Raw genomic sequence first — 2,582 nt, forward strand, 5'->3', positions numbered from 1 at the left:
TGCATGTTTCGGGTGATTCCGAACACTCATTTCGGTTCAATCCGATCACTCATTTCGGTTTAATCCGATCGCTTGTTTCGGTTTTATCCGATCACTTTTAGCCCTTTTCCGAAATAGCTGATCGGAATGCCGAAATGCCATTCTTTTTCTAATCAAATCAACTGGTAAGCTCTACCTAATTTTAATTAACTTAGGTAGGCGTTGACCATGGCTAGAAAGAGAACAGACATGAGCAAAATTAAAGACATTCTGAGACTTCGTTTTAACGCTGGACTCAGCTTAAGAGACATCAGCAAGTGTTGCGCTGTTGGCCCTGCCACTGTTAGCGAAATCTTGTCACGCTTTGCAGCTAGCGGCTTAAGTTGGCCTTTGAGCGAAGAAACCAGTGATACTGAACTGGAGAAAGCTGTCTATAAGGGCAAAAACACCTCTCGGCATAAACGCCAACCAGACTTCGTTTGCATGCATCAGGAGCTAAAACGCAAAGGTATGACAAAGCTGTTGTTATGGCAGGAATATCGTGATGCGGATCCCGCCACTGCCTATGGTTACACACAATATTGTGAGCATTATCAAACGTGGCTTAAAAGCCTCAAGCGCAGCATGCGGCAGCTTCACATAGCCGGTGACAAGTTATTTATTGATTACTGCGGCCCAACCGTGCCCATTCTTAACCCTGATACCGGCGAGATTGGCTTTTGTGCGCAAATCTTCGTTGCGACCTTGGGTGCCTCTAATTACACCTATGTTGAAGCAGGACGCTCTCAGCAGCTGGAGGACTGGATCATGGCTCATACTCGTGCCTTCCAGTTCTTTGGGGGGATCCCGCGTTTGTTGGTGCCGGATAATCTGCGTTCAGCAGTCACCAAAACTCATCGTTACATGCCTGTTATCAATGAAAATTATGCTCGCATGGCAAGGCATTATGGCACCGCCGTCATGCCCGCGAGGCCTTATAAACCCAAAGATAAATCAAAAGCTGAAAACGCGGTCTTGATTGTTGAACGCTGGATCCTCATGCGTTTACGCCATGAATATTTTTACACACTCAGTAGTTTGAATCAGCGGATCCGAGAGCTGCTGCATGATCTTAATCATCGTCAGCAACGCGTACATCCCGGCTCTCGTTATGAACTTTACACTCGGTTTGATAAGCCTGCGTTGATGCCATTGCCGGCCTATCCCTACGAGTACATCGATAGCAAGCAAGCGCGTGTCGGGCCTGACTATCATGTGCTGTATGCAAAACACGCGTACTCTGTCCCACATAATCTGGTCAGCCATACTGTCACTGTTGAAGCGACCGCGCAAATCATCTGCGTGTACTACCAAGGAAAAGTGGTGGCACAGCACCCCAGAAAACATCAAGACGGCGGGTTCACTACCGTCAAAGAGCACATGCCAGATGCGCATATCAAACAGCGCTGGAGCGCGGAAAGATTACTGAGTTGGGCTGACAGCATAGGCAATGGCGTCAGAGCAGTCATTAGCTTCCAACTTGAACGACGCCAACATCCTGAGCAGGCGATTAAAAGCTGCCTTGCAATCCTGATCTTGGCTAAAAAGTATAGCAACGACAGGCTTGAAGCGGCTAGCCAACGAGCTCTGCTACTGGAGCAGCCCTACCTCAAAGTCATTACTAACCTATTGGTGAATAACAAAGAACGTATCGGCATTACCACTATTGCAGAGGCCACACCACCGCTGACCCACCACAACATCCGTGGTCCACGTTATTATCAATAAGGAGAACTGAGATGAGTTTATCGACATTACATGAGCAACTGCGCGCGTTAAGGCTTGGCCATTTTACCCAAGCATTACAACAGCAGCAGGCGCAACCGACTACTTACACTGACATGAGCTTCGAAGAGCGATTAGGCTTGCTGGCAACACATGAGCTACTGTGTCGTGACAATACCAAAGTACAGCGGTTGGCTCGCCAGGCTAAGTTACGGGTGGATGCCCGAGCTAGCCATATAGATTATCGAGCGAGTCGAGGGCTTAAAAAAGATAAAGTGGCCGCCTTACTCAGCGGTCAATATCTGCACTACAACCAGAATATTATCCTAACGGGGGCAACGGGCTGCGGTAAAACGTACCTTGCCTGCGCGCTGGCTACACAAGCGTGCGATCAACATCACAGTGTACGTTACTACCGGCTCGGTGAGCTGTTAGATGAGCTACATATCGGCCACGCCGACGGCTCATACCGCCAACAACTTAGCACCTTGGCTAAACGTAAACTGCTCATTCTAGACGATTGGGGCATGGAAGCATTAACGGCGCGACAGGCTAACGACTTGTTGGATGTGATGGAAATACGCTACCAGCAATCAAGCACCATTATCGCCAGTCAAATACCGACCAGTGAGTGGTACAAACTGATCCCAAGCCCGACGATCGCTGATGCAGTACTAGATAGGCTATTACACAACAGTCACCGAATAGAATTAACAGGAGAGTCGATGAGAAAACTAGACCAATCCGATCACTTAGCGTAAAACTACAGTTATGAAAAAGAACGGCTAACGGGTGATCGGATAACTCCGGGATCGCTGTTCGGAATCACCGAAATACGC

At 48.3% G+C, this 2,582-nt stretch carries 2 protein-coding genes; both read left to right on the forward strand.

What is annotated here, in order from left to right:
• Positions 1-207: 207 nt before the first annotated feature.
• A complete protein-coding gene (gene istA / locus JAO78_RS16485) occupies positions 208-1,746 on the forward strand; it encodes an IS21 family transposase (protein ID WP_226752455.1) in 1,539 nt (512 codons plus the stop codon).
• An 11-nt stretch (positions 1,747-1,757) separates the two neighbouring features.
• Entirely contained in the window at positions 1,758-2,504 is a 747-nt protein-coding gene (gene istB / locus JAO78_RS16490) for an IS21-like element helper ATPase IstB (protein ID WP_226752456.1), read from the forward strand.
• The last annotated feature ends 78 nt before the right edge of the window (positions 2,505-2,582 follow it).

This window comes from Alishewanella maricola (assembly GCF_016343785.1).
GTDB lineage: Bacteria > Pseudomonadota > Gammaproteobacteria > Enterobacterales > Alteromonadaceae > Alishewanella > Alishewanella maricola.

What these genes read in the sequence shown, in the direction of transcription:
- istB (WP_226752456.1), top strand. Translation starts at nt 1,758, where the DNA reads ATGAGTTTATCGACATTACATGAGCAACTGCGCGCGTTAAGGCTTGGC.
- istA (WP_226752455.1), top strand. Translation starts at nt 208, where the DNA reads ATGGCTAGAAAGAGAACAGACATGAGCAAAATTAAAGACATTCTGAGA.